Raw genomic sequence first — 25,483 nt, 5'->3', positions numbered from 1 at the left:
TCAAGGGGGAAAAAGCCATGACAAAACAGATTGTGACAGGGATTATCGGTGCAGGCCGCATCGGCAAACTTCATGTTCAAAATATAAGCCGGATTCCTCACATGAAAATAAAAGCAGTCTCTGACATTCAGGCAAGCCGTATAAAAAGCTGGGCCGACAGTCATCAGATTGAATACATAACCTCTGATTATCGTGATTTATTACATGATCCTGATATTGATGCTATTTTTATTTGCTCTCCTACAGCCGTACATGCACAGATGATCAAAGAAGCAGCCGAGGCGAAAAAGCATATATTTTGTGAGAAGCCCGTTAGTTTCTCTCTGGACGAAACGAGTGAAGCGCTTGCGGCTGTCCGGAAACACGGGATAACACTTCAAGTCGGATTTAACCGCCGCTTTGATCCTCATTTTAAGAAAATCAAAACGATTGTTGAAAATGGTGAAATCGGCACACCTCATTTATTAAAAATCACGTCCCGGGACCCAGAACCCCCGAATATAGATTATGTCCGTACGTCAGGCGGATTGTTTATGGATATGTCGATCCATGATTTTGATATGGCCAGATATATTATGGGAAGCGAAGTGACGGAAGTGTATGCCAAAGGGGCGGCTTTGGTGAATCCTTCTTTTGCGGAGCTGGGTGATATTGATACAGCTGTTATTACACTGACTTTTGAAAACGGTGCCATGGCGGTGATTGATAACAGCCGCCAAGCTGTGTACGGATATGACCAGCGGGTTGAGGTTTTCGGGACGAAAGGCTCTGCAGCGGCTGATAATAGCAGGCCGACAACGGTTGAGGTGTCAACAGCTGATTTTGTGATGAAGGATAAACCGCATTTCTTTTTCCTTGAACGCTATAAGGATTCATATGAGGAGGAGATTCTCCGTTTTGCAGAAGCGATCGGCACAAACCAGGAGACTCCCTGCACCGGTAATGACGGTTTACAGGCCGGAAGGATCGCCAGAGCAGCACAGCAATCGCTTGCTTTTGGCATGCCTGTCAGCATTGAGCACACTGAAAAAATCGCTTTTTAATCTAACAGGATTACAATTCAGCAAGCTTGGGTATATACTCCATTGATACTTTAAGTAGGCGGTGGAGAAAATGAATACAGTACATGCTAAAGGAAATGTTTTGAACAAAATCGGAATTCCTTCTCACATGGTTTGGGGTTATATTGGCGTTGTCATCTTTATGGTTGGAGATGGCCTCGAACAAGGCTGGCTGTCTCCTTTTCTCGTTGATCATGGTCTCAGTATGCAGCAATCCGCATCGTTATTTACCATGTACGGCATTGCTGTCACCATCTCAGCTTGGCTTTCAGGAACGTTTGTCCAAACTTGGGGGCCGAGAAAAACGATGACTGTCGGATTGCTTGCATTTATCCTCGGTTCGGCCGCTTTTATCGGCTGGGCGATTCCTCATATGTATTATCCGGCTCTCTTGGGCAGCTATGCTCTTAGAGGCTTGGGATATCCGCTGTTTGCATACTCTTTTCTCGTATGGGTGTCATACAGCACCTCTCAAAATATTCTCGGAAAAGCCGTCGGCTGGTTTTGGTTTATGTTTACGTGCGGCCTTAACGTGCTCGGCCCGTTCTATTCCAGCTATGCAGTTCCGGCCTTTGGAGAAATCAATACGCTTTGGAGCGCTTTACTGTTTGTGGCGGCAGGCGGAATTCTTGCCTTATTTTTTAACAAAGATAAATTTACTCCGATACAAAAACAAGATCAGCCGAAATGGAAAGAATTGTCGAAGGCATTTACAATTATGTTTGAAAACCCTAAGGTAGGCATCGGCGGAGTGGTCAAGACGATTAATGCGATAGGACAATTTGGATTTGCCATCTTTCTTCCTACTTATTTAGCACGATACGGGTATTCGGTTTCGGAATGGCTGCAAATATGGGGGACGCTGTTTTTTGTGAATATTGTGTTTAATATCATTTTCGGTGCAGTCGGAGATAAACTTGGCTGGCGCAATACGGTCATGTGGTTTGGCGGTGTCGGATGCGGTATTTTTACGCTGGCGCTGTATTACACGCCTCAGCTGATCGGGCATCAGTATTGGGTGCTCATGATTATCGCCTGCTGCTACGGCGCGGCTTTAGCAGGGTACGTTCCATTAAGCGCGCTTTTGCCGACGCTTGCACCTGATAATAAAGGTGCTGCCATGTCAGTGTTGAATTTGGGATCTGGTTTATGTGCGTTTATCGCGCCGGGCATCGTGAGTCTTTTCATTGGGCCGCTCGGTGCAGGCGGCGTGATTTGGATCTTTGCGGCATTGTATTTTTTCAGTGCTTTTCTGACGCGATTCTTGACAATTTCTGAGCAAAGCACAGATGTGTATACGGAGGAACGGTTTGTCAGGGAAAATGTGCAGACAAATTTTGATAAAACGGTTAAGCAGTAGCCTCTTTGGTCAAACTAATCATAAACGTGTGCAAAGAGGTGTAGAGGGTGAAACGATTCAGCACGGCGTATCTTTTGCTGGGCATTCTTTGCTCAGCGGCAGTATTTTTAATAGGAGCTCCTTCCCGCGCACTTGGCGCGGAAGTGGAGCACTATGAGCCGCTGCAGGTGCATGTGCAGCTTGAAAAGGTGTATTTGGACGGCGATGTCAGCATTGAGCATAAGCATGAAAAAGTGTTTTCTATGGATGATTTTTGGGCAGCTTATGCCGGATGGACGCTTGTGGAACAAAAAAAGGGATATGTGCTCTTCCGGAAGCAAATGGACGATATTTCTCCGCTCAGCAAGGTCAACGGGTATATCGGTGTATCGGATAATGGAGTGATTTCCACTTTTCATGGGCGGCCTGAGCCAGCTTCCGAACCAATTCAGTCTTTTTTTCAAATTGATTTAGAAAGGCTGGAAAGCCATATGCAAAAAAATCTGCTGAAAGGCATTCCATTTCGGACAAAAGCGGAGTTTGAGGATGTCATCGAACATATGAAGACATACAGCGGGTAGCGTCCGCTGATTGAAGACATGTATTCATGTCTTTTTTTTCGTGAAAGAATGAGAGAGAAGCGAACATATGTTAACTTTTCTATAAGACTTTGGCTGTTTTTATGGTACAATGAAGAACAGTCAAAGAGGTGAATTTGCGTGATTGAATTTGTTAAAGGGACGATTGATTATGTATCTCCCCAATATATTGTCATAGAGAACGGCGGCATCGGCTATCAGATTTTCACGCCGAATCCGTTTATATATAAGGAGAGAAGCCAAGAAACGATTTTTACATACCATCATATCAGAGAGGATGCTTTTTCGCTTTACGGTTTTTCAACAAGAGAGGAGAAGGCGCTCTTTACAAAGCTGTTAAACGTGACAGGAATTGGCCCGAAAGGAGCACTTGCCATCTTGGGCTCGGGTGATCCCGGAGCGGTCATCCAAGCAATTGAAAATGAGGATGAAGCTTTTTTGGTCAAGTTTCCTGGAGTAGGAAAGAAAACCGCACGCCAGATTATTCTAGATTTAAAAGGAAAGCTAGCAGATGTTGTGCCTGAAATGATTGAAAATCTGTTTAATCATGAAGAAAGGCTTGAAAAGCAAACAGCGGAAACGGCTCTTGAAGAAGCACTTGAAGCCCTCAGGGTTCTCGGATATGCTGAAAAAGAAATCAAAAAGGTGCTTCCTCACCTTAAAGAAGAAATTGGGCTGACAACAGACCAATATGTGAAAAAAGCATTACAAAAACTATTAAAGTAAGGTGATGTTCATGGATGAACGGCTCGTCTCAAGTGAAGCAGACAACCATGAATCAGTGATAGAGCAAAGCCTGAGGCCGCAATATCTGGCACAGTATATCGGGCAGCATAAGGTAAAAGAAAATTTGCGCGTGTTTATAGATGCGGCGAAAATGAGACAGGAGACGCTGGATCATGTTCTTCTGTACGGGCCGCCCGGACTCGGAAAAACAACGCTTGCTTCCATTGTAGCCAATGAAATGGGAGTGGAATTGCGGACGACATCAGGGCCTGCGATTGAAAGGCCTGGTGATTTGGCTGCTATATTAACGGCGCTGGAACCGGGAGATGTATTATTTATTGATGAAATACATAGGCTGCACAGATCGATCGAAGAGGTGCTTTATCCTGCAATGGAAGACTTTTGCCTGGACATTGTGATTGGCAAAGGCCCATCTGCCCGCTCGGTTCGGCTCGACCTTCCGCCTTTTACGCTGGTGGGAGCCACGACGAGGGTGGGGCTTTTGACGGCTCCTTTAAGAGACAGATTCGGCGTCATGGCTCGCCTTGAGTACTATACACAAGAAGAACTGGCGGATATTGTCACAAGAACCGCTGATGTATTCGAGGTTGAGATTGATAAACCGTCGGCTCTTGAAATTGCAAGAAGATCGAGAGGGACGCCCCGCGTGGCGAACCGCCTGCTGAGAAGGGTGCGCGATTTCGCCCAAGTGCTGGGTGACAGCAGGATTACGGAAGACATTTCTCAGAATGCGCTGGAGCGGCTTCAGGTTGACCGCCTCGGTTTGGATCATATTGATCATAAGCTGCTGATGGGCATGATCGAAAAATTCAACGGCGGCCCAGTAGGCCTTGATACGATTTCAGCTACCATCGGCGAGGAATCGCATACGATTGAAGACGTATATGAACCATATCTGCTGCAAATTGGATTTATACAAAGAACGCCGCGTGGAAGGATCGTGACACCGGCCGTTTATCATCATTTCCAAATGGAGGCTCCCCGATATGACTGAATTTCCTAAGATCATTATGATTCTTGGTGCTGTTTTGCTTATTATCGGAGCAGTTTTGCATTTTGTCGGCAAGATGCCGGGAGATATTTTTGTAAAAAAAAGGAAATGTCACGTTTTTCTTCCCGGTTGTCACTTGTATTATTATAAGTGTGGTATTATCAATTTTGCTCAATCTTTTTGGCAGAATGAAATAACAAAAGACTAGAATAAAGGTGAAATCATCATGAAAGTCGATTTATTTGATTTTGAACTACCAGAACGTTTAATTGCACAAGTGCCGTTGGAGCAGCGTGATGCTTCAAGGCTGATGGTGCTCGATAAACATACAGGAGAGCTTACTGACAGCTCGTTTAAACACATTATCAGCTTCTTTAACGAAGGCGATTGTCTTGTCCTGAACAATACCCGGGTGCTGCCTGCGCGGTTATTCGGCACAAAAGAGGATACCGGCGCGAAAGTGGAACTTCTTTTGTTGAAACAGGAAACCGGTGATAAATGGGAAACACTTGCCAAACCGGCGAAACGGGTGAAAAAAGGAACTGTTGTCACATTTGGAGACGGAAGATTGAAGGCAATCTGCACGGAAGAGCTTGAGCACGGCGGCAGAAAGATGGAATTTCAATATGACGGTATTTTCTACGAGGTGCTCGAATCCCTTGGAGAGATGCCGCTCCCTCCATATATCAAAGAACAGCTTGATGACAAAGAGCGCTACCAGACAGTGTATTCAAAAGAAATCGGCTCTGCTGCTGCGCCTACAGCTGGCCTTCACTTCACGGAAGAAATCTTACAGCAGCTGAAAGACAAAGGCGTGCAAATTGAGTTCATCACACTGCACGTAGGCCTTGGAACGTTTCGCCCTGTGAGTGCCGATGAAGTGGAAGAGCATAATATGCATGCAGAGTTTTATCAAATGTCAGAAGAAACGGCTGCAGCCTTAAACAAAGTAAGAGAAAATGGCGGCAGAATCATTTCTGTCGGCACGACCTCGACACGCACGCTTGAGACGATTGCCGGGGAACATGACGGGCAATTTAAAGCATCAAGCGGCTGGACATCTATTTTTATTTATCCGGGCTATGAATTTAAAGCCATTGACGGAATGATTACAAACTTCCATTTGCCGAAATCGTCATTGATTATGCTGGTAAGCGCGCTTGCTGGAAGAGAAAACATTCTGCGTGCCTATAACCATGCAGTGGAAGAGGAATACCGTTTCTTCAGCTTCGGAGACGCGATGCTGATTATATAATTTGAGAACAGGAGGCCTCATCAAAAGTGGCTGAACAACCAATACGCTATGAATTTATAAAAGAATGCAAACAAACAGGAGCGCGGCTGGGCAAAGTGCATACGCCTCACGGCTCCTTTGAAACGCCGGTTTTTATGCCGGTCGGCACACTGGCGACAGTCAAAACAATGTCGCCTGAAGAGCTGAAAGCAATGGATGCAGGCATCATTTTGAGCAACACTTATCATCTATGGCTTCGTCCGGGCCAAGACATTGTCAAAGAAGCGGGCGGGCTCCATAAATTTATGAACTGGGACCGCGCAATTTTAACAGATTCAGGCGGTTTTCAGGTCTTTTCTTTAAGCAAGTTTCGTAATATAGAGGAAGAGGGTGTCCATTTCCGCAATCATCTAAATGGAGACAAGCTGTTTTTATCTCCGGAAAAAGCGATGGAGATCCAAAACGCACTCGGCTCTGATATTATGATGGCGTTTGACGAATGCCCGCCATACCCGGCGGAGTACGACTACATGAAGCGGTCAGTTGAACGGACAAGCCGTTGGGCGGAACGCTGCCTGAATGCCCACAATCGTCAGGATGAACAAGGGCTGTTTGGTATTGTACAAGGCGGAGAATATGAAGATCTGCGGACACAAAGTGCGAAGGACTTGATTTCCCTTGATTTTCCGGGATATGCTATAGGCGGATTGTCTGTAGGTGAACCGAAGGATGTCATGAACCGTGTACTCGAATTTACAACACCGCTCTTGCCGAAGGATAAACCGAGATATCTGATGGGAGTAGGTTCTCCGGACGCACTGATCGACGGAGCGATCCGCGGGGTCGATATGTTTGACTGTGTGCTGCCTACTCGGATTGCAAGAAACGGCACAGTGTTTACTGCTGAAGGACGACTCAATATGAAAAATGCGAAATTTGAAAGAGACTTCCGTCCGATTGATGAAGAGTGTGATTGCTATACATGTAAAAACTACACTCGCGCGTACATTAGGCACTTGATTCGCTGCAATGAAACATTCGGCCTTCGATTAACAACTTACCATAACCTTCATTTTCTGTTACACTTAATGGAGCAGGTAAGACAGGCTATTCGCGAGGATCGTCTGGGTGATTTCAGAGAAGAGTTCTTTGAGCGTTACGGCTATAACAAGCCAAATGCGAAAAGCTTCTAAATAAAACATAACAGGCTTACAGAAAGGGGTGAAAATGATGACTGGCACTTTAGGTACATTGGTTCCTATTATTTTAATGTTTGCGGTCCTTTACTTCTTGCTGATTCGTCCTCAGCAAAAGCAGCAAAAGGCTGTACGCCAAATGCAGGAGGAACTGAAAAAAGGCGATTCAGTAGTGACAATCGGGGGATTGCACGGTACTGTTGACTCTATCGACGAAAGCAAAGTCGTAATTAAGACTGGTGATAACACACGTCTTACGTTCGACCGCCGCGCGATCAGAGAAGTTTCTGCTGCTGAATAACAGCAGGAGCTATACATAGCAAACAAAAAAGAGCGGGCGAGTGAGCCCGCTCTTTTTTATGTGGAAGACCTGTTTCCCCTCATGTTCACGCCGAAAATCCCGCCCAGCATGCACACCCCTAAAAATCCCAGATGGAAGATCAGTTGTTCTGCTGTAAATGTCTTTCCGAATCCTAAATACTGAAACAATAAGATAATCAGAGAAAAACTTAAGGCGGTCAATGCGCCAATCATCCAGCCTCTTTCCTTGCCTTTCCCGCCTGAAATGAATCCGCCGATAAATAAAGAGAGAAATGAGATAGCTGTGATCAGCCAGTTAAATGATGATTCTTCCAGCGAGGTTGCGGTCAATAAAAGTGAAACCGCCAAACTTGTCAGGAGCATGGCTGAAAATATGGCGATTAAGCCGTAAAGAATGCCTTTTCCAACTTGTTTCGTTTCCTCCATGATTGTCTCCTCTCTGCCTGTATTAAAAGGCTTCTGTTCTTTTTGTTCAAAACCGTCAGACATGCTGATGGCTCGTCTTTGTAAAAATGTATTCCCTTATCCCATGAATTAGACGTAAAAGCTTTGTGAAATGCAAACGGTTTTTCTTACATAAATTGATCATTTTGTTGCATCCTATAATGAGTTGGAGGTGCATAATGGAAGAGCTTCTCACTATTGCGTTTCGCACAGTCGTATTGTATTTTGTGATATTGGTCATTTTTCGTTTCATGGGCAAACGGGAGATCGGAGAGCTTAGTATTTTAGATCTCGTTGTCTTTATCATGATGGCTGAAATTGCCGTTTTAGCCATAGAAAACGTAGACGATCATCTATTTCATACCATTTTGCCAATGCTTGTATTAATGATCATTCAAGTGACTTTGGCATACTTTTCTTTAAAAAACCGAAAAGTCCGCCAGCTTCTTGACGGTAAGCCGACCATAATTATCAAATATGGAAAAATTGACGAAGACGCCATGAAATCACAGCGTTATAATTTTGATGATTTAATGGTTCAGCTCAGAGAAAATAGCGTCGACAGAGTAGCTGACGTATCATTTGCCATTTTAGAGCCGTCGGGCAAACTGACTATTGTAAAGAAAGAAAATAGCGGAGAGCATCGGCAGCTCGAAATGCCGCTCATTATAGACGGCTTCATTCAAACAGAAAACCTGTCCAGAATCAGTAAAGATAGAAAATGGCTGCTTGAAAGTTTGCAAAAACACGGATACACAAACCCTTCAGATATTTCATTTTGCTCGTTTACAGACGGAGAATTATTTATTGACGAAAAAGATGGGCACCGCACGTGACCATTATCGGACGATCAGACGTCCGATAATGGGAATGCGGCGAAGCTCATCTTTTTTAATTAAACGGAAAACGAGCAGGAGGATCATATAAATGGCGGCGCTCGCCGCAATCCATCCGGCTAGATTGACAGCCTCAGATGCTCCAAAGCTTATATATTGTTTGATGGCGGAGCTGATGAATCCGCAAATTACAATAACAGCGAAGCTGAGCGCGTACTCCTTGATTTTGATACTGATCGGCAGCACTTTGCTTACGGTTGCTGCGTGCAATAGCGTGACGAGCACCATGCCTGTCACAATGGCTAATGCCGCGCCCATAATGCCAAGAGAAGGCCTTGTGGCAAGGACAAAAATAAGGCCTGTTTTGACAAGCGCTCCGATTAAGCTGTTCATCATCGCAGCTCCTGCCAAATTAAGCGCCTGCAGCACAGCTTGAAGCGGGCCTTGGAAATAATAAAGCAGAAAAAACGGGGCCATTACTTTTATAAATACAGCTGCGCCTGAGGAACCGTACATCACTCTCATCAGCTCATCCGCAAATACAAATAAAATAACAACTGAAATGCCTCCGCTGAGCAGACAGAGACGCATCGCCTGTTCCAAGCGGTATTCCACCACCTGCAATTTTTTCTGCTCCATTCCTTCACTGATCGCAGGAACAAGCGCGGTCGACAAAGAATATGTAATAAAGCTGGGCAGAGTCAGCAGCGTCATGGCAAAGCCGGTCAGTTCCCCGTATTGCTTTGTTGCGGCAACTGTTGCCACACCGGCGATGGCAAGGCTTTGAGCGACGACGATTGGCTCGAAAAACCAAGAGAGGTTTCCGATAAAGCGGCTCCCGGTTGTTGGAAGGGACACGCTCATTAATTGGGTAAAGGTTTGTTTTCCGTTTTTAATTGACTGGAAAAAATGCTTTCTGATTTTAATTGTCTTTTTATACTTAAAGCAAACGAATAAATAAAGAAGTGATGCCAGCTCCCCTGCCACTGAGGATAGCATTGCCCCCGCTGCAGCATATTCAATTCCGTAAGGGAGAAAAATCGTTGTGCAGACAGCCACGAGTGAAATGCGGACGACCTGTTCAAGGACTTGTGACATAGCAAGCGGGTTCATATTCTGTTTTCCTTGAAAGTATCCCCTCAGCACACTCGATATAGCAATAATCGGCACAACCGGCGTAATGGCCAAGAGCGGATACAGTGTTCGCTTATCTGTCAGCATCGTTTCAGCCATAACCGGGGCGAAAAACAGAAACAGCGGTGTAAAGATGAGGCTGAGCACTCCCGTAATGGTCAGAGACATGACTAAAATATTTTTCGTTTTTTGATGATCTCCGCGCGCACTGGCTTCAGCGACTAGCTTGCTGATCGCGACCGGCAGACCGAATTGAGTTAATGTAGTGGCCAAGAAGAAGGTGGGCGCTGCCATCATGTAAAGCCCGACTCCTTCTTCACCGATAAAACGGGCGATAACCACCCGGTTGACAAACCCGAGCATTCTTGTAACCATTCCTGCTGCGATAAGGATAAGTGTGCCCTTTAAAAACGTCTGTTTCGCCATTTTTACCCCCTGCCTTCTCAAACTACCTGGAATCATATACAATAAAGATATGCGTATATGTCGTCCAAGCATGACAAGTCTTCTTGAAAAACAATAAAAAAGGAGCGTGGAATTCGTGGAGAAGCATCCAGCCGATCTATATAAAGACCACGTCAGGCCGTTTCTTTACAGCAAACTGGAAGAGTTTAAGATTCTCGGGTATGATGATGTTGAACTCGAAAGTTTGTGGTCATACTTAACAGATAAGAAGTGGAAAAAGAAAACGGAACTGAACATTTATGAACTGGCGAGTGATATTTTATCAGTGAAAATTGGCGAATTTATGAACTATGCAACCGTTGAGTCATTTAAAACGTCTAATTGGCTGGGCAGTGAAGAGGGCCAGGAAGCATTGGAAGAACTGCTGAGATAGCAGGTTGATTCGCACAGGTTTAAGGGAGGATATACATAATGAAAAAAGGACGCTTGATTGCGTTTTTCCTTTTCGTTCTATTGATCGGCACGGGCTTGGGCTACTTTACGAAGCCTGCCGCTAACAATATTACGTTAGGATTGGATTTGCAAGGCGGATTTGAGGTGCTGTATGATGTACAGCCTGTAAAAAAAGGTGACAAAATCACAAAAGACGTTCTGGTCAGCACTGTAGAGGCATTGAACCGCCGGGCCAATGTTCTCGGTGTCAGCGAACCGAACATCCAAATTGAAGGGAATAACCGGATTCGCGTTCAGCTCGCTGGTGTGACAAACCAAAACAGAGCGCGTGAAATTCTGGCGACTGAAGCGCAGCTTTCTTTCAGAGATACGAATGACAAAGAATTGCTGAATGGCTCTGACCTCGTCGAAAACGGAGCTAAACAAACGTATGACGCCAAAACAAATGAACCGATTGTCAGCATTAAACTGAAAGATGCTGATAAATTCGGCGAAGTGACCAAAAAGGTCATGAAAATGGCGCCAAACAACCAGCTAGTTATTTGGATGGATTACGAAAAAGGGGACTCCTTTAAAAAAGAGGTTCAAAAAGAGCACCCTAAATATGTATCTGCCCCAAATGTAAGTCAGGAATTAAACACAACTGACGTTACAATTGAAGGGCAATTTACGGTTCAAGAAGCGAAAGATTTAGCCAGCATTTTAAACGCAGGCGCACTTCCTGTAAAACTGACTGAAAAATATTCAACATCAGTAGGCGCACAATTCGGCCAGCAGGCTCTCCATGATACGGTGTTTGCCGGTATTGTCGGTATCGCAATTATTTTCTTATTTATGCTTTTCTATTACCGTCTGCCGGGATTAATCGCGGTGATAACACTATCGGTTTATGTATACATTACGCTCCAGATTTTTGACTGGATGAATGCTGTACTTACACTTCCGGGAATTGCCGCTCTCATTTTAGGTGTCGGGATGGCTGTTGACGCCAACATTATCACCTATGAGCGGATTAAAGAAGAGCTCAAGCTAGGAAAGTCAGTCCGCTCTGCCTTCCGTTCAGGAAACAGACGGTCATTTGCGACGATTTTTGACGCGAATATTACAACCATTATTGCAGCGGTTGTGCTCTTTATCTTTGGGACAAGCTCTGTTAAAGGGTTTGCGACAATGCTGATCCTATCGATTTTGACAAGCTTTATCACTGCCGTTTTCTTATCGAGATTTCTCCTCGCTCTCCTTGTGGAAAGCAGATGGCTTGATCGGAAAAAAGGCTGGTTTGGTGTCAATAAGAAACATATCATGGATATTCAGGATACGGATGAAAATACAGAGCCGCATACGCCATTCCAAAAATGGGATTTCACGAGCAAACGCAAATACTTCTTTATTTTCTCCAGTGCGGTCACGGTTGCCGGGATTATTATCCTGCTTGTGTTCAGGCTGAATCTTGGCATTGACTTTGCAAGCGGTGCACGGATTGAAGTACAAAGCGACCATAAGCTGACGACAGAGCAAGTCGAAAAGGATTTTGAATCTCTGGGTATGGACCCTGATACTGTAGTTCTGTCAGGCGAAAAGAGCAATATGGGTGTTGCCCGTTTTGTCGGGGTGCCAGATAAAGAAACCATTGCAAAAGTAAAAACGTATTTTAAAGACAAATACGGATCTGATCCAAATGTCAGCACAGTTTCACCGACAGTCGGTAAGGAGCTGGCAAGAAATGCGCTGTACGCAGTTGCTATAGCTTCTATTGGCATCATTATTTACGTTTCAATCCGATTCGAATACAAAATGGCGATTGCTGCCATCGCTTCATTGCTATATGACGCATTCTTTATCGTCACGTTCTTCAGTATTACAAGGCTTGAGGTAGATGTTACGTTCATCGCGGCCATCTTGACGATAATCGGGTATTCCATTAACGATACAATCGTTACATTTGACAGGGTCCGCGAGCATATGAAAAAGCGTAAGCCGAAAACATTTGCCGATCTGAACCATATAGTAAACCTGAGCCTGCAGCAAACCTTTACACGTTCAATTAACACTGTATTAACTGTTGTGATTGTTGTTGTGACATTGCTGATCTTTGGAGCATCTTCTATTACTAACTTCTCAATTGCTTTATTGGTCGGGCTGTTAACAGGCGTTTATTCTTCTCTATACATTGCCGCACAAATTTGGCTTGCATGGAAAGGAAGAGAACTGAAAAAAGATTCGGCGCAATAAAAAATATCAGGCTGTCCTCTGCAGGGCAGCCTGTTTTTTGAAGTTTCATTGAACTTAAAATAGACATTTGCTATAATGACATACGCTTACATTTAAACATATATATGGTGTTAAAAGTGTTTATGACTGGTTTTCAGATATGTAGGAGGGTTTATATATGAGGGTTCGCGAATCAGAGCTGCCGGGCATAGGACAAAAAGTTGAAATGATTACTAGAAACCGTGATAAAATTTCAATTATCATTCATCATGACGGACGGAGAGAGCTTTACTATTTTGACGAAAACGACCATGAGGAATGTGTTGCCTCCGTGCAGTTTGATGACGCTGAAGCAAGGCAAATGTCTGCAATTCTTGGCGGAATGGCCTATAAACCGAAAGCATTAGAACAGGTCGAGTCAGCCCTTGATGATTTGATTATAGAGTGGTGTAAAGCAGAGGCGGGAGCGCCTGCTATTCATCAGACGATTGGTGAGTTGAATGTGGGTCAGGAATATCATGTGACGGTCATTGCAATTATTAAGAAGAATCAGGATAAACAACTGAATCCGAGCTCTGAAACAGTCATTGACGAAGGCGATACACTTGTGATTTCCGGTGAGGGAACCGGACTGAAGAGGCTGATCCGGGAAAAATTAACAGCAAAGGGGGCTTAACCTAGTGTTAAGCCATGTTTAAAACCAGTCTTGATGGGGAAAGTTACCTCAATAAGAAGTTTGGGGGAAAAGAGAATGAATAAACAATGGACCATTATTTTCGCACTTATTTTCACCTTAATTGTCGCTATTTTCGCAGTCATTAATGTTCGATCCGTAGAAGTTGATTACCTGTTTGGAAGATCAGAATGGCCGCTCATTCTTGTTATTTTGGGCTCAGTTTTAATGGGAGCGCTGATCGTATTTTCTGTCGGCATTTTTCAGGTAATGAAATTGAAGCGGGAAATAAAAATCTTGCGGAAAGAAAATAGAACGGCAATACATAAACAAGAGGATACTCATCTTGCTGATCAGACTGACACACAGGATGCATCAGCCATGATTGAGAAAAAAGACTAGTTTTCGAATATTATTTGAAACCCCTCAGCCTGCTCTAGTATAATAGGGTGGTTGAGGGGTGAATTTATGTTAGCGTCAAAAATGCGATGGGAAATCCAGCGACCAGATCAGGATAAGGTCAAATCACTCACAGAACAATTGCATATAACACCTCTTGTTGCGTCCCTGCTTGTAAAAAGAGGCTTTGATACGGCAGAAAGCGCTAGGCTGTTTTTACATACAAAGGATGCCGATTTTTATGATCCTTTTGAAATGAAAGGCATGAAAGAAGCGGCAGATCGAATAAAACAGGCGATTTCACAACAAGAAAAGATTATGATATATGGCGATTATGACGCCGATGGGGTTACAAGTACGTCAGTGATGCTTCACACGCTGCAAAAACTGTCGGCTCAAGTTGATTTTTATATACCTGACCGTTTTAAAGAAGGATATGGACCTAATGAACAGGCGTTTCGTTCGATTAAAGAACGGGGCTTCTCTTTGATCATTACGGTTGATACAGGAATTGCCGCTGTGCATGAAGCGAAGGTGGCAAAGGAACTCGGACTGGATGTCATCATTACCGATCATCATGAACCGGGACCGGAGCTTCCAGATGTCCATGCGATCGTCCACCCGAAGCAGCCTGGCTGCACTTACCCGTTTAAGGAGCTTGCCGGGGTTGGAGTCGCGTTTAAGCTTGCCCACGCTTTATTGGGTGAACTTCCTGATGAACTGCTTGACCTGGCGGCTATCGGCACCATTGCCGATCTAGTCCCGCTGCATGACGAAAACAGATTAATTGCAACACTAGGACTTGAAAGGCTTCGACGGACAAATCGGCTCGGCTTAAAAGAGCTGATTAAGCTGTCAGGCGGAGACATCGGAGAAGCGAACGAAGAAACTGTCGGATTTCAGCTCGCACCAAGGCTGAATGCCGTCGGAAGAATCGAACAGGCGGATCCCGCTGTTCATTTGCTTATGTCAGAGGATTCGTTTGAAGCGGAAGAGCTTGCCGCAGAAATTGACCAGCTGAACAAAGAGCGCCAAAAAATGGTCAGCAAAATGACGGATGAAGCGATTGAAATGGTTGAACAGCAAGGGCTCGATCAAACTGCAATTGTCGTGGCCAAAGCCGGATGGAACCCGGGAGTCGTCGGGATTGTGGCTTCAAAGCTTGTGGACCGTTTCTACCGACCGGCCATTGTTCTTGGCATTGATGAAGAAAAGGGAATCGCTAAAGGTTCGGCCCGAAGCATCAGAGGATTTAATTTATTTGAGAGCCTTTCTGAATGCAGAGATATTCTTCCTCATTTCGGCGGCCATCCAATGGCTGCGGGGATGACGCTGAAAGCCGAAGATGTGCCGGATTTGCGAAGCAGGCTGAATGAAATAGCGGACAATACGCTTACGGAAGAGGATTTTATTCCCGTACAGGAAGTCGACCTTGTCTGCGGCGTCGAAGACATTACAGTTGAAAGCATCGCAGAAATGAACATGCTGTCTCCTTTTGGCATGCTGAACCCGAAACCGCACGTTCTCGTAGAAAACGCAGTACTGGAAGATGTCCGCAAGATAGGGGCAAATAAAACTCATGTCAAAATGACGATCAGAAACGAGTCGTCCCAGCTTGATTGCGTCGGTTTTAATAAAGGCGAACTTGAAGAAGGCATCGTACCGGGTTCAAGAATTTCCATTGTCGGTGAGATGTCAATCAACGAATGGAACAATCGAAAAAAGCCGCAGCTTATGATAAAGGATGCCGCTGTTTCTGAATGGCAGCTGTTTGATTTAAGGGGAAAACGGACGTGGGAAGACACAGTTTCCGCCCTTCCATCTGCTAAACGGGCCATTGTCTCTTTCAAAGAAGACTCAACAACATTACTTCAAACTGAAGACCTTCGCCGAGAAGTGCACGTCATCAGTTCTAAAGATCAAGCAAAGGCGTTTGACCTCGATGGTGCATATATTGTATTACTGGATCCGCCGCCTTCGCTGGACATGCTCGCACGTTTGCTGGAGGGCAAAGCGCCTGAGCGGATATATTTTATTTTTCTTAATCATGAGGACCACTTCTTATCAACTTTTCCCGCAAGAGACCACTTTAAATGGTATTATGCGTTCTTGCTGAAAAGAGGCGCTTTTGACGTGAAAAAACACGGTTCAGAGCTTGCAAAACATAAAGGATGGTCCGTTGAAACAATCAATTTCATGACAAAGGTGTTTTTTGATCTCGGTTTTGTTAAAATAGAGAATGGTGTGCTGTCTGTTGTGAGCGGAGCAAAGAAACGCGACTTAACAGACTCACAAACATATCAGGCGAAACAGCAGCTGATGGAACTGGATCAAAAGCTGAATTATTCTTCTGCTGAAGAGCTGAAGGAATGGCTGAATAAGCTGATGAAACAAGATTCAGAGGCTTATGAAAGTACGAGGAGGACATAAAACAGATGGATTTAAAACAATACGTAACAATTGTACCGGATTACCCGAAAGAGGGCGTGCAATTTAAAGATATTACGACACTGATGGATAAAGGCGATGTATACCGCTATGCCACAGATCAAATTGTTGAATATGCGAAAGAAAAGCAAATTGATTTGGTCGTTGGCCCTGAAGCGCGCGGCTTTATTATCGGCTGTCCCGTTGCTTACGCGCTTGGCGTAGGTTTTGCGCCGGTCCGCAAAGAAGGCAAGCTGCCTCGTGAAGTAATCAAAGTGGATTATGGCTTGGAATATGGAAAAGACGTATTAACGATCCACAAAGATGCGATTAAGCCTGGTCAGCGTGTGCTTATTACAGATGACCTGCTTGCGACAGGCGGCACAATTGAAGCGACAATCAAACTTGTTGAAGAACTTGGCGGCGTTGTTGCTGGTATCGCTTTCTTAATCGAGCTTTCTTACCTTGACGGCAGAAATAAGCTGGAAAATTACGACATCTTAACATTGATGAAATACTAAGGATAACCGCATAACGAAAAAGCACTCCATGTCAGGGTGCTTTTTTCCTATTGTTTTGCATTTATTTTATATAATATTTGGCTATTTGAACTTCTGCTCTTTACATCTTTCGTTTTTTTCTTGATAATAAACTACAATACAGTTTACATTTTAAAAAAGGTGATTCCATGGCGAACGAACAAGTATTGACTGCCGAGCAAGTTATAGATAAAGCGCGCAGCTATCTATCTGATGAGCATATCGCATTTGTCGAAAAAGCATATCTGTACGCTGAAGATGCTCATCGCGAGCAATACCGCAAATCGGGCGAGCCATATATTATTCATCCGATTCAGGTTGCGGGGATTCTCGTTGATCTTGAAATGGACCCTTCCACAATCGCGGGCGGATTTTTGCACGATGTCGTGGAAGATACAGATGTGACGCTCGATGACCTGAAAGAAGCATTTTCCGAAGAAGTGGCAATGCTTGTAGACGGCGTAACGAAACTCGGCAAAATTAAATATAAATCTCAAGAGGAACAGCAGGCGGAAAATCATCGCAAAATGTTTGTCGCTATGGCTCAAGATATCAGGGTCATATTGATCAAGCTGGCGGATCGTCTTCACAATATGCGGACACTGAAACATCTGCCTCAGGAAAAACAGCGGAGAATCTCCAATGAAACGCTGGAAATTTTTGCTCCTTTGGCGCATCGTCTCGGGATTTCAAAAATTAAGTGGGAATTGGAAGATACGGCGCTCCGTTATTTGAACCCTCAGCAATATTACAGAATTGTCAACCTCATGAAGAAGAAACGTGCGGAACGTGAGCTTTATGTCGATGAGGTTGTCAATGAAGTGAAGAAACGTGTCGAAGAAGTAAATATCAAGGCTGACTTCTCGGGACGCCCGAAACATATTTACAGCATTTATCGAAAAATGGTGCTGCAAAATAAGCAATTCAATGAAATTTACGATTTGCTGGCTGTCCGTATTCTTGTGAATAGCATAAAGGACTGCTACGCGGTGCTTGGCATCATTCACACATGCTGGAAACCGATGCCCGGCAGATTCAAAGATTATATCGCAATGCCGAAGCCGAATATGTATCAATCGCTTCATACAACGGTTATTGGGCCTAAAGGCGATCCGCTTGAAGTGCAGATCCGCACCTTTGAAATGCATGAAATAGCGGAATACGGGGTTGCGGCTCACTGGGCTTATAAAGAAGGGAAAGCAGCCACTGAAGGTGCAACCTTTGAGAAAAAGCTTTCTTGGTTCCGTGAAATTTTAGAATTTCAAAATGAATCGACAGATGCAGAAGAATTTATGGAATCGCTCAAAATTGATTTGTTCTCTGATATGGTGTATGTCTTTACGCCAAAAGGAGATGTGATCGAGCTTCCGTCCGGTTCTGTTCCGATTGATTTTTCTTACCGGATTCACTCTGAAATCGGCAATAAAACAATCGGTGCCAAAGTAAACGGAAAAATGGTTACGCTTGACCATAAGCTTCGGACAGGTGATATCGTTGAAATTCTCACCTCTAAGCATTCCTACGGCCCGAGCCAGGATTGGGTGAAGCTTGCCCAAACATCCCAAGCGAAGCATAAGATCCGTCAATTCTTTAAGAAACAGCGGCGTGAAGAAAATGTCGAAAAAGGCCGTGAACTGGTCGAAAAAGAAATTAAAAACCTGGATTTTGAATTGAAGGATGTTTTAACGCCGGAGAATATTCAAAAGGTTGCTGACAAATTTAATTTCTCAAATGAAGAGGATATGTACGCGGCGGTCGGTTACAACGGCATCACAGCTCTGCAGGTGGCGAACCGCCTAACAGAAAAAGAGAGAAAGCAGCGCGATCAGGAAGAACAGGAAAAGATCGTTCAGGAAGTCACTGGGGAACCTAAGCCATACCCGCAAGGAAGAAAACGGGAAGCTGGCGTTCGTGTCAAGGGCATCGACAACCTCCTTGTCCGTTTATCAAAATGCTGCAATCCTGTGCCAGGTGATGATATTGTCGGCTTTATCACAAAAGGCAGAGGGGTTTCGGTCCATCGCGAAGACTGTCCGAATGTCAAAACGAATGAAGCCCAAGAGCGGCTGATCCCGGTAGAGTGGGAGCATGAGTCACAGGTTCAAAAGCGCAAGGAATACAATGTTGAGATAGAGATTCTTGGGTATGACCGCCGCGGATTGCTGAACGAGGTACTACAGGCAGTGAATGAAACGAAAACCAATATTTCATCTGTCTCTGGCAAATCGGATCGCAATAAAGTGGCAACCATCCATATGGCGATTTTTATCCAGAATATCAATCACTTGCACAAAGTCGTCGAGCGTATTAAACAGATTAGAGATATCTACTCTGTGCGCCGCGTCATGAACTAAAGGGGTTAGAAAATGAGATTAGTTGTTCAGCGAGTAACAGAAGCAAGCGTTACAGTGGACGAAGAGGTCGTCGGCCAAATTGGACAAGGCCTCATGGTGCTGGTCGGCATCACTCATGATGATACAGAAGATGATGCAGCTTATTTAGCCGATAAAGTTGTCAATCTCCGTATTTTCGATGACAGTGAAGGAAAAATGAATCTGTCTCTTGTAGATATAGGAGGAGAGATTTTATCCGTCTCACAGTTTACGCTTTATGGAGATACGAAAAAAGGGCGCCGGCCGAACTACATGAACGCGGCCAAACCTGATAAAGCTTTAGGTCTTTATGAAAAATGGAATGACCTGCTTCGTGAAAAAGGAATCAAAGTGGAGACCGGAACGTTTGGAGCAATGATGGATGTACAGCTTACAAACTCCGGACCGGTCACGCTCATTATGGATTCAAAATAAAAAAAGCTGCCAAAAGGCAGCTTTTTTTATTGTAAGTATTTCTCTAATCCGCTTTCGATCCCATCTGTTACTTTTTCTTGGTATGAATTGCTATGTACAATGGCTTCTTCCTGCGGATGGCTTACATATCCCAGCTCGTACAGCATAGCGGGCTGTCTGTTTTCCCGGAGCACATAATAATCTCCGAATAATACGCCGCGGTCTGGAATGGAAGAACGCTTCACTACTTCTGAGTGGACATCTGATGCGAGTTCCTGATCTTTGGCAGGACTGTAGTAATATGCAGTACTGCCTCTTGTAGAGGTATCCGCATAGCTGTCATAATGAATGCTGATAAAGGCGTCAGCGTTGCGGTAGTGAGACGTAGAGACCCGTGACTGCAGGCTGACAAAGGTATCATCCTGGCGTGTCACATATACATCCGCTCCAGCCGATCTAAGTTTGCTGGCGAGCAGTTTTGCCGTTTTGATCGTCAGGTTTTTCTCGAATTTCCCCGAATACCCGATCGTTCCGCTGTCTTTTCCTCCATGTCCCGGGTCAACAATAATCGTTTTATTGTTTAGAGAGCCGTTTCCAGACGGGGGATCAGAGACTGGCGGTTCACCTGATTCTTCTGCGCTTTTAGACGTTTGGACCACCCAATTGGCTACATAAGCAGTCTGCCCGTTATCAAGCTTTATTTCATACCAGCTTCCCTTTGAACCGGTAATGGTGTATGAATCTCCTTTGGCAGCACGCTCAACGATCGAAGCTGATGTTGACGCATCACTTCTTAGATTCGTTCCTCCGTACATGATATAGGCTTTTTTAGCGGAGGATGAGCTGCCGGCAGTTGCTGAATCATCAGCTGGAACAGAACTAGTCAAAAGGTAATGGCTTGCAACCCAGCCTTTTAGCCCGTTCACCTCAATGTGAGCCCAGCCATTTTTCTCGTTGAGAACCGTCAGTTTCGTTCCGCGATCAAGTTTTGTTATAATTGCCGCGTCATGTGAGGCGGAGGCTCTTACATTTAGCGAAGAAACACCGACTGTGCCCGTCGTTGACGCACCGGAATCCTCGGTTTGGTCACTCTCATCAGACGCTGAACTGCTGCCTCCTGACGTGACATATTCAGATGATACCCATCCGGTGGCACTGTGATAGGATATCTTGATCCAGCCCGAATCTTTATCAATGACAGATGCTTGGCTGCCTTGCGGGAATTTGCCGATGACTTCGTAGGAAGTGCCCGGACCGCTTCTCATCCTCAGATCGGGGTCTGTAGATGTCACAGTGTCACTGCTTCCTGAGGAGCTTGTGCTGGCCTGGTCTTCCTTTGTAATAAGCCAGGAGACTACCCAGCCCTTTTCTCCGGAACCAAGCTGTATCTGCACCCAGTCTCCATCTTCCTTTAAAATCGGATAGCGTTCTCCCTTTTTTACTTCCGCTGTAATGCCGTAGCTAAGCCCAGGGCCGCTTCTGACGTTCATTTCATCTGTTGCGATGACCGCTTCTCCTTGAGCAGCTGTAACGGATGAAAAGGTCGGGAATAGCGCTGCGGTGAAAATAATACATACAATAAGGACAAAGTATTTCTTGTTCATTGTGTCCTCCTTTCTGATGATCATTAAAAAAGCATTCTTGTTTAATATCGTAAAGTCCTTTCTGATTTTTAAATAAAAATAAAATGATTTGTTTATACTAAGCGTAAATACAATCAAAAAGGTGTGCAAATCATGAAATATCATCCAAAAATGGGACGTGCATTTCACGACGGTGAAGCGAATCTGCATTACAGCGATCACGCAGATCCCGATACGACTGGTTATCTTACGGAAACAGCATCTGAATTTGGTCTTATGTCCAAAGAAGCAGCGCTGAGGAAAAACAACCGGAATAAAGCTTGACAGAGAACCCCAATCCCATTATTATAATAGAAATTGAGTACATAGCAAATGATGAAAGATTTGAACCAATAATGGAGAAGAGTAGGTCAGATTGCATGATTAGAGAGGAACCCGCCCCAGGCTGAAAGCGGATCCCATTGCGTCTTTCTCGAAACAACACTCCGGAGGTTTCCTGCTGAACGCGTGAATAACGCCATTAGGCAGTGAACGTGAACCTGCGTTAAAGGATCGAGCGGGAATATGAACGTATTCCAACTAGGGTGGCACCACGGGTATAACTCTCGTCCCTACTATCATGTATAGTAGGGGCGGGAGTTTTTTCATTTTCATCATTAACGATCATTGGATATTTTAAAAGGAATACATAAGGAGGTCTACCTATGGGATATAACATTCCGAGAGGAACACAGGATATTCTGCCTGGAGAATCAGATCGCTGGCAGTATGTTGAACAAATTATGAGAGACACTTGCCGCACTTATCAATATAAAGAAATCCGCACACCGATTTTTGAGCATACAGAACTGTTTGCCAGAGGCGTCGGAGAATCAACAGATATCGTACAAAAAGAAATGTATACCTTCGAGGACCGCAAAGGCAGAAGCCTGACGCTTCGTCCGGAGGGAACAGCTGCTGCGGTTCGCGCTTTTAATGAAAACAAGCTGTTCGCAAATCCTGTACAGCCGACAAAGCTTTATTATGTCGGGCCGATGTTCCGTTATGAACGTCCTCAGACGGGCCGTTACCGCCAGTTTTATCAGTTTGGAATTGAAGCGATTGGTTCGAAAGACCCTGCAATCGACGCTGAAGTAATGGCGCTTGCGATGAGTATTTATCAAAAAGCGGGTCTGCAAAACGTTAAGCTTGTCATAAACAGTCTCGGCGATCAAGATAGCCGCAAAAGCTACAGAGAAGCGCTCGTGAAACACTTCGAGCCTCGCATCGAAGAATTTTGTTCAGACTGCCAGTCACGGCTGCACACGAACCCGCTTAGAATCTTGGACTGCAAAAAAGACCGAGATCATGAGCTGATGAAATCAGCGCCTTCAATTTTGACGTATTTAAACGATGAATCGGCCGCTTATTTTGAAAAAGTGAAACAATACTTAAATGATCTGGGCATTTCGTATGAAATCGATCCGAACCTTGTGAGAGGGCTGGATTATTACAACCACACCGCATTTGAAATTATGAGCAATGCGGAGGGCTTCGGCGCGATTACGACACTTGCCGGCGGCGGACGCTACGACGGGCTTGTCGAACAGATCGGCGGACCTGAAGCACCGGGCATCGGATTTGCGATGAGCATCGAACGCTTGCTTGCCGCAATTGATGCTGAAAAACGAGAGCTGCCTGTTGATAAGGGAATCGACTGCTATATCGTCACACTCGGCGAAAAAGCAAAGGATTATTCTGTTTCATTGGTGTACAAACTGAGAGAAGCAGGCATTTCCAGTGAAATCGATTATGAAAATAAGAAAATGAAAGGCCAGTTTAAAACAGCTGATCGCTTAAATGCCAGATTTATTGCGATTTTGGGTGAAGATGAGCTTGCCCAAAATAAAATCAATGTAAAGGATGCACAGACGGGCGAACAGATTGAAGTGGCACTTGATGAATTTATACATGTGATGAAGGCAAACCAAAAGGGATAAGGAGTGAAACGCATTGTTTGGAAGAACATATTATTGCGGTGATATAACTGAAAAAGCAATTGGCGAATCTGTAACGCTGAAAGGCTGGGTCCAAAAAAGACGAGACCTCGGCGGATTGATTTTTATTGACTTGCGTGACCGTACGGGCATTGTTCAAGTCGTTTTTAACCCTGATGTGTCAAAAGAAGCGCTTGCTATTGCGGAAGGCATCAGAAATGAATACGTGCTTGATATTCAAGGAAAAGTGGTGGCGCGTGAAGAGGGAACAGTTAATCCGAATTTGAAAACAGGCGCGATCGAAATACATGCTGATGGAGTGAACGTATTAAATGCTGCAAAGACACCTCCATTTGCGATTTCTGATCAAGCAGAAGAAGTGTCAGAGGACGTTCGTTTAAAACACCGTTACTTAGATTTGCGCAGACCGGCTATGTTCCAGACGATGCAGCTGCGCCATAACGTGACGAAAGCTGTTCGCAGCTTTTTAGATGAAAATGGGTTTCTTGATATTGAAACGCCGATTTTAACAGGAAGCACGCCTGAAGGCGCACGTGACTACTTGGTGCCGAGCCGTGTGCACGAAGGTGAGTTCTACGCGCTGCCGCAGTCCCCGCAGCTATTTAAACAGCTTCTGATGGTATCAGGCATTGAACGATATTATCAAATTGCCCGCTGTTTCCGCGATGAAGACTTGCGTGCGGACCGTCAGCCTGAGTTTACGCAAATTGATATTGAAATGTCCTTTATGAGCCAAGAAGACATTATGTCATTGGCTGAGGAGATGATGGCAAAGGTTATGCGTGAAACAAAAGGTGAGGAACTTAAGCTTCCTCTTCCTCGAATGACGTATGACGAAGCAATGAACAAGTACGGTTCTGATAAACCGGATACGCGTTTTGACATGCTTTTGACGGATGTGTCTGACATTGTAAAGGATACGGAATTTAAAGTGTTCTCATCAGCTGTAGCAAACGGCGGCGTGGTTAAAGCCATCAACGTAAAAGGCGGTGCCGGCGATTACTCCAGAAAAGACATCGACGCTCTTGGCGCTTTTGCTGCAAACTACGGGGCAAAAGGGCTTGCCTGGGTGAAGGTTGAGGCAGACGGAGTGAAAGGCCCGATCGCTAAATTCTTTGATGAAGAAAAGCAGTCTAAGCTGATTGAAGCACTTGATGCTGCTGAAGGTGATTTGCTGCTGTTCGGAGCGGATCAATTCGAAGTTGTGGCCGCATCACTCGGCGCCCTGCGCTTAAAGCTTGGGAAAGAACGCGGGCTGATTGACGAAAAATTGTTCAATTTCTTATGGGTCATCGACTGGCCGCTATTAGAGCATGATCCGGAAGAAGGCCGTTTTTACGCAGCGCACCATCCGTTCACAATGCCTGTCCGGGAAGACCTTGAGCTGATTGAAACAGCGCCTGAAGACATGAAAGCACAAGCTTATGACCTCGTCTTAAACGGCTATGAGCTTGGCGGCGGTTCAATCCGTATTTTTGAAAAGGATATTCAGGAAAAAATGTTTGCGCTTCTCGGCTTCTCACCAGAAGAAGCGGCTGAACAGTTCGGATTCCTGCTGGAAGCATTTGAATACGGCGCTCCTCCGCACGGCGGAATCGCACTCGGCTTAGACCGTCTCGTTATGCTTCTCGCTGGACGTACGAACCTGAGAGATACGATTGCATTCCCGAAAACGGCAAGTGCAAGCTGCCTGATGACAGAAGCGCCGGGAGAAGTAAGTGACGCCCAGCTTGACGAGCTTCATCTTTCTATCAAGAAAAAAGTTAAGAACTGATTGGGCAGTTCGATTCTTGAAAATCAAAATCGTCTGTGATATGATTTTGACAAGTTAAATAAAGTCCTGATGTGTTAGTTGTACACCTAGTTTTGACCGAACATTTTTTTGACTTGGGAGCCCGCATTTTTAAATGGCGTACATGCCTCTTTTCATTCGGTAAAGAGGACTTACAAGATTTAAAAGAGGGCACCCACCTGCTGAGAGCGGGTTCAAAACAAAGGAAAGCTGCAACGGCACTATTGGGACTTTATTTTTTGTGCGCAGAAAAAACGGCTGCTCATGGATCAGCCATTTTATAGATGAAACCAGAATACGAATGTGGAGTGAGGTT

The 25,483-nt window shown here is 44.8% G+C and carries 23 protein-coding genes, 1 other RNA gene, 1 pseudogene and 1 other annotated feature; of the genes and pseudogenes, 22 read left to right on the top strand and 3 right to left on the bottom strand.

Annotated elements, in window-relative coordinates:
* The first annotated feature begins 17 nt into the window (after positions 1 to 17).
* The 9 genes and pseudogenes from iolG to yajC all read left to right on the top strand — a co-directional run bounded on the left by iolG (position 18) and on the right by yajC (position 7,468).
* Positions 18 to 1,043: an inositol 2-dehydrogenase gene (iolG, locus tag MHH79_RS14135; RefSeq protein ID WP_340034663.1), complete on the top strand. Its 1,026-nt coding sequence runs from the start codon at positions 18 to 20 to the stop codon at positions 1,041 to 1,043.
* 70 nt (positions 1,044 to 1,113) lie between these two features.
* Positions 1,114 to 2,421, top strand: coding sequence for an MFS transporter (locus tag MHH79_RS14130; RefSeq protein WP_003246197.1), 1,308 nt, complete (start codon positions 1,114 to 1,116; stop codon positions 2,419 to 2,421).
* Positions 2,422 to 2,468: 47 nt separating this feature from the next.
* Positions 2,469 to 2,981 (top strand): sporulation cell-cell signaling protein BofC, encoded by a 513-nt coding sequence (gene bofC / locus MHH79_RS14125; RefSeq protein WP_003229715.1) that lies wholly within the window; start codon positions 2,469 to 2,471, stop codon positions 2,979 to 2,981.
* Between the two features lie 138 nt (positions 2,982 to 3,119).
* On the top strand, positions 3,120 to 3,725 hold the full coding sequence (gene ruvA, locus MHH79_RS14120) for a Holliday junction branch migration protein RuvA (protein ID WP_003229717.1): 606 nt from the start codon (positions 3,120 to 3,122) through the stop codon (positions 3,723 to 3,725).
* Positions 3,726 to 3,735: 10 nt separating this feature from the next.
* On the top strand, positions 3,736 to 4,740 hold the full coding sequence (gene ruvB, locus MHH79_RS14115; RefSeq protein WP_100506498.1) for a Holliday junction branch migration DNA helicase RuvB: 1,005 nt from the start codon (positions 3,736 to 3,738) through the stop codon (positions 4,738 to 4,740).
* Positions 4,733 to 4,934: pseudogene (locus MHH79_RS14110) on the top strand (DUF2905 domain-containing protein). Before ruvB ends, MHH79_RS14110 begins: the two are co-directional and overlap by 8 nt.
* Before the next feature lie 29 nt (positions 4,935 to 4,963).
* Positions 4,964 to 5,992 carry a tRNA preQ1(34) S-adenosylmethionine ribosyltransferase-isomerase QueA gene (queA, locus tag MHH79_RS14105; protein ID WP_003229723.1) on the top strand — a complete coding sequence of 343 codons (1,029 nt, stop codon included), beginning with the start codon at positions 4,964 to 4,966 and terminating at the stop codon, positions 5,990 to 5,992.
* Positions 5,993 to 6,018: 26 nt separating this feature from the next.
* On the top strand, positions 6,019 to 7,164 hold the full coding sequence (gene tgt / locus MHH79_RS14100) for a tRNA guanosine(34) transglycosylase Tgt (RefSeq protein ID WP_003229725.1): 1,146 nt from the start codon (positions 6,019 to 6,021) through the stop codon (positions 7,162 to 7,164).
* A gap of 37 nt (positions 7,165 to 7,201) precedes the next feature.
* Positions 7,202 to 7,468: a preprotein translocase subunit YajC gene (gene yajC, locus MHH79_RS14095; RefSeq protein ID WP_004398708.1), complete on the top strand. Its 267-nt coding sequence runs from the start codon at positions 7,202 to 7,204 to the stop codon at positions 7,466 to 7,468.
* A 56-nt stretch (positions 7,469 to 7,524) separates the two neighbouring features.
* On the opposite strand, the gene MHH79_RS14090 is transcribed toward yajC, so the two are convergent.
* Positions 7,525 to 7,914, bottom strand: coding sequence for a TIGR04086 family membrane protein (locus MHH79_RS14090; protein WP_004398667.1), 390 nt, complete (start codon positions 7,912 to 7,914; stop codon positions 7,525 to 7,527).
* 197 nt (positions 7,915 to 8,111) lie between these two features.
* On the opposite strand from MHH79_RS14090, the gene MHH79_RS14085 reads away from it, so the two are divergent.
* Positions 8,112 to 8,768 (top strand): DUF421 domain-containing protein, encoded by a 657-nt coding sequence (locus tag MHH79_RS14085; protein WP_100506501.1) that lies wholly within the window; start codon positions 8,112 to 8,114, stop codon positions 8,766 to 8,768.
* A 3-nt stretch (positions 8,769 to 8,771) separates the two neighbouring features.
* Here the strand turns inward: MHH79_RS14085 and spoVB are convergent, their stop codons facing one another.
* Positions 8,772 to 10,328: a stage V sporulation protein B gene (spoVB, locus tag MHH79_RS14080; protein ID WP_003229733.1), complete on the bottom strand. Its 1,557-nt coding sequence runs from the start codon at positions 10,326 to 10,328 to the stop codon at positions 8,772 to 8,774.
* A 115-nt stretch (positions 10,329 to 10,443) separates the two neighbouring features.
* Between spoVB and comN the strand changes: the two genes are divergently transcribed.
* The 8 genes from comN (at position 10,444) to dtd (ending at position 19,816) form a co-directional block, all read left to right on the top strand.
* Positions 10,444 to 10,740 carry a post-transcriptional regulator ComN gene (gene comN / locus MHH79_RS14075; RefSeq protein ID WP_003229735.1) on the top strand — a complete coding sequence of 99 codons (297 nt, stop codon included), beginning with the start codon at positions 10,444 to 10,446 and terminating at the stop codon, positions 10,738 to 10,740.
* 38 nt (positions 10,741 to 10,778) lie between these two features.
* Positions 10,779 to 12,992: a protein translocase subunit SecDF gene (secDF, locus tag MHH79_RS14070; RefSeq protein ID WP_100506502.1), complete on the top strand. Its 2,214-nt coding sequence runs from the start codon at positions 10,779 to 10,781 to the stop codon at positions 12,990 to 12,992.
* Positions 12,993 to 13,149: 157 nt separating this feature from the next.
* Complete coding sequence (locus MHH79_RS14065; RefSeq protein WP_015384249.1) at positions 13,150 to 13,647, top strand: cation:proton antiporter regulatory subunit; 498 nt, start codon at positions 13,150 to 13,152, stop codon at positions 13,645 to 13,647.
* A gap of 75 nt (positions 13,648 to 13,722) precedes the next feature.
* A complete protein-coding gene (locus tag MHH79_RS14060; protein ID WP_015384248.1) occupies positions 13,723 to 14,046 on the top strand; it encodes a lipopolysaccharide assembly LapA domain-containing protein in 324 nt (107 codons plus the stop codon).
* A 66-nt stretch (positions 14,047 to 14,112) separates the two neighbouring features.
* Entirely contained in the window at positions 14,113 to 16,473 is a 2,361-nt protein-coding gene (gene recJ / locus MHH79_RS14055; protein WP_181217296.1) for a single-stranded-DNA-specific exonuclease RecJ, read from the top strand.
* A 5-nt stretch (positions 16,474 to 16,478) separates the two neighbouring features.
* Entirely contained in the window at positions 16,479 to 16,991 is a 513-nt protein-coding gene (locus MHH79_RS14050) for an adenine phosphoribosyltransferase (protein ID WP_015384246.1), read from the top strand.
* Positions 16,992 to 17,158: 167 nt separating this feature from the next.
* Positions 17,159 to 19,363, top strand: coding sequence for a GTP diphosphokinase (gene relA, locus MHH79_RS14045; protein ID WP_015483507.1), 2,205 nt, complete (start codon positions 17,159 to 17,161; stop codon positions 19,361 to 19,363).
* Positions 19,364 to 19,375: 12 nt separating this feature from the next.
* Entirely contained in the window at positions 19,376 to 19,816 is a 441-nt protein-coding gene (gene dtd / locus MHH79_RS14040) for a D-aminoacyl-tRNA deacylase (RefSeq protein WP_004398689.1), read from the top strand.
* A gap of 26 nt (positions 19,817 to 19,842) precedes the next feature.
* On the opposite strand, the gene MHH79_RS14035 is transcribed toward dtd, so the two are convergent.
* Entirely contained in the window at positions 19,843 to 21,399 is a 1,557-nt protein-coding gene (locus MHH79_RS14035) for an SH3 domain-containing protein (RefSeq protein WP_340034662.1), read from the bottom strand.
* A gap of 132 nt (positions 21,400 to 21,531) precedes the next feature.
* Here MHH79_RS14035 and MHH79_RS14030 point away from each other — a divergent pair, with 132 nt between their 5' ends.
* The 4 genes from MHH79_RS14030 (at position 21,532) to ssrS (ending at position 25,402) form a co-directional block, all read left to right on the top strand.
* A complete protein-coding gene (locus MHH79_RS14030) occupies positions 21,532 to 21,702 on the top strand; it encodes a YrzK family protein (RefSeq protein WP_004399157.1) in 171 nt (56 codons plus the stop codon).
* Between the two features lie 59 nt (positions 21,703 to 21,761).
* Positions 21,762 to 21,994 (top strand) — a binding site (T-box leader).
* 88 nt (positions 21,995 to 22,082) lie between these two features.
* On the top strand, positions 22,083 to 23,357 hold the full coding sequence (gene hisS, locus MHH79_RS14025) for a histidine--tRNA ligase (protein WP_047182959.1): 1,275 nt from the start codon (positions 22,083 to 22,085) through the stop codon (positions 23,355 to 23,357).
* Positions 23,358 to 23,370: 13 nt separating this feature from the next.
* Complete coding sequence (gene aspS / locus MHH79_RS14020; RefSeq protein ID WP_015384241.1) at positions 23,371 to 25,149, top strand: aspartate--tRNA ligase; 1,779 nt, start codon at positions 23,371 to 23,373, stop codon at positions 25,147 to 25,149.
* A gap of 60 nt (positions 25,150 to 25,209) precedes the next feature.
* Positions 25,210 to 25,402: non-coding RNA, 6S RNA (gene ssrS, locus MHH79_RS14015), on the top strand.
* Positions 25,403 to 25,483 lie beyond the last annotated feature (81 nt).

The organism is Bacillus sp. FSL K6-0993 (genome assembly GCF_037977205.1).
In the GTDB taxonomy this organism is placed as follows: Bacteria; Bacillota; Bacilli; order Bacillales; family Bacillaceae; genus Bacillus; species Bacillus subtilis.
This window is presented reverse-complemented; position numbering and strand designations above follow the sequence as displayed.

Coding starts and splice junctions, on each gene's coding strand:
- ruvB (WP_100506498.1), top strand. CDS start 3,736: ATGGATGAACGGCTCGTCTCAAGTGAAGCAGACAACCATGAATCAGTG.
- MHH79_RS14085 (WP_100506501.1), top strand. CDS start 8,112: ATGGAAGAGCTTCTCACTATTGCGTTTCGCACAGTCGTATTGTATTTT.
- spoVB (WP_003229733.1), bottom strand. CDS start 10,328: ATGGCGAAACAGACGTTTTTAAAGGGCACACTTATCCTTATCGCAGCA.
- MHH79_RS14030 (WP_004399157.1), top strand. CDS start 21,532: ATGAAATATCATCCAAAAATGGGACGTGCATTTCACGACGGTGAAGCG.
- MHH79_RS14050 (WP_015384246.1), top strand. CDS start 16,479: ATGGATTTAAAACAATACGTAACAATTGTACCGGATTACCCGAAAGAG.
- MHH79_RS14130 (WP_003246197.1), top strand. CDS start 1,114: ATGAATACAGTACATGCTAAAGGAAATGTTTTGAACAAAATCGGAATT.
- dtd (WP_004398689.1), top strand. CDS start 19,376: ATGAGATTAGTTGTTCAGCGAGTAACAGAAGCAAGCGTTACAGTGGAC.
- MHH79_RS14060 (WP_015384248.1), top strand. CDS start 13,723: ATGAATAAACAATGGACCATTATTTTCGCACTTATTTTCACCTTAATT.
- MHH79_RS14065 (WP_015384249.1), top strand. CDS start 13,150: ATGAGGGTTCGCGAATCAGAGCTGCCGGGCATAGGACAAAAAGTTGAA.
- queA (WP_003229723.1), top strand. CDS start 4,964: ATGAAAGTCGATTTATTTGATTTTGAACTACCAGAACGTTTAATTGCA.
- MHH79_RS14035 (WP_340034662.1), bottom strand. CDS start 21,399: ATGAACAAGAAATACTTTGTCCTTATTGTATGTATTATTTTCACCGCA.
- hisS (WP_047182959.1), top strand. CDS start 22,083: ATGGGATATAACATTCCGAGAGGAACACAGGATATTCTGCCTGGAGAA.
- relA (WP_015483507.1), top strand. CDS start 17,159: ATGGCGAACGAACAAGTATTGACTGCCGAGCAAGTTATAGATAAAGCG.
- yajC (WP_004398708.1), top strand. CDS start 7,202: ATGACTGGCACTTTAGGTACATTGGTTCCTATTATTTTAATGTTTGCG.
- MHH79_RS14090 (WP_004398667.1), bottom strand. CDS start 7,914: ATGGAGGAAACGAAACAAGTTGGAAAAGGCATTCTTTACGGCTTAATC.
- secDF (WP_100506502.1), top strand. CDS start 10,779: ATGAAAAAAGGACGCTTGATTGCGTTTTTCCTTTTCGTTCTATTGATC.
- iolG (WP_340034663.1), top strand. CDS start 18: ATGACAAAACAGATTGTGACAGGGATTATCGGTGCAGGCCGCATCGGC.
- recJ (WP_181217296.1), top strand. CDS start 14,113: ATGTTAGCGTCAAAAATGCGATGGGAAATCCAGCGACCAGATCAGGAT.